2 protein-coding genes are annotated in these 1,335 nt (G+C 41.7%); both read left to right on the forward strand.

The window, feature by feature from the left end:
- Positions 1-279: 279 nt before the first annotated feature.
- Positions 280-783: a hypothetical protein gene (locus LU351_RS20430; RefSeq protein WP_232595933.1), complete on the forward strand. Its 504-nt coding sequence runs from the start codon at positions 280-282 to the stop codon at positions 781-783.
- 131 nt (positions 784-914) lie between these two features.
- Positions 915-1,196, forward strand: coding sequence for a hypothetical protein (locus LU351_RS20435; RefSeq protein WP_232595934.1), 282 nt, complete (start codon positions 915-917; stop codon positions 1,194-1,196).
- Positions 1,197-1,335 lie beyond the last annotated feature (139 nt).

The raw sequence follows: 1,335 nt of genomic DNA on the forward strand, positions 1-1,335 counted from the left end.
CTTCACTGCACAACTGCGTCATTTACGGTGGCCGTTAGATCACATGGCTTCGTTGTCTTGTGCCAACTCGCCTCCAGCCTACGCCTCATATGACGATTCTTGTTCATTAGCTCGCAGCTTTGCTAGCGGCTTCCTCCAGACTTCTCCTCGCGGATCAGCCCTTGCCATTCGCTAGTGGTTTGTCGTTTAATCACAACCTGTTTTCAACGGTGATCTTCCCACAGGGGACTTTCACCCCATAAATTCAAGCCCATGCCGGGCGTACACAAATGGGTCAATATGACTTCAAAAAGCTGCGCTTTTTTCCGCATATTACCCAAGCGTTATGGCTATACCATGAAAATGATATTTTTATTAATTCCAAGTTTAGTTATAAGTGGTTGGGTTAATGCTTCACCGCCTTGTGGAATTTCTTATTTCGTGACGGCAGCTAAGCTTTCACAAGAGGCTAAACTCTTAAATCAAATTGGATCATCCGTGCGCAGTGGTGATAAGTTGGAAGAGGTGCACTTATCAATACCTTCAGAGGTTAACACTTTGGAGATCGGGGCGCTGAGCCTCACGGTCGTAGAAAGAGGTGCTACTAGCTTAGTAGTGGATGTATTACCTTATATTGAGGAGCGAGGTAAGCAATTGTATTTAATTAATATAAAGCGCGAGTGGCTTAGTAATATAGAGCTAAGCGCTGTTTACAATAAAAATGAAAAGTGCGGTAATCAGGTGGTTAATAGCAACGGAATAAAATACAACCTAACCAAAGCCATAACAAGGTTGTCAAATTGACAGTTTTTCCGTCGCCCCTTTTTGTGCTTAATAGCACAAAAAGGCTCCTCTAAAACTGCAATTTACAACAGCGTTATGCACCAAATCAGCCCTACTGCCCTAGATAAAATATTTTTTTAACAAGTATAATTATGTCAGAGAATATAGAAATTGAAATTACAGGAAGAGAAGCCAAATTAATTTTGAAATATGGATATCCATTTCCAGATCAAGCGGAAATTTTTCATCCGATATCGGGTAAAAGCGGTTTTCATGTTGTTAACGTAGATAGATATTGGCTTGAAATGATTGTTGTCGACCTTTGCAGATCAATCCGTGAAGTAAAGAGTGAGTCATTGCAAGAAGAATTAAACTCTCTTTGCAATAATCTGGAAGTTTCGATTAAGCATCCGCACGTAAGAGTAGTAAACTAAAATGCATGGCATAATCGGGTAAGGGCTGGTATCTAGCCAGCCCTCCCCACACCACCCTGCATGCGGGTCCGCACAGGGCGGTTCATTTAACTACCCGTTAGGGTAATGAACTTTAATCCAACCCTCTTTTAACGATACA

It is taken from the genome of Marinibactrum halimedae (assembly GCF_021234875.1).
Lineage (GTDB): Bacteria > Pseudomonadota > Gammaproteobacteria > Pseudomonadales > Cellvibrionaceae > Marinibactrum > Marinibactrum halimedae.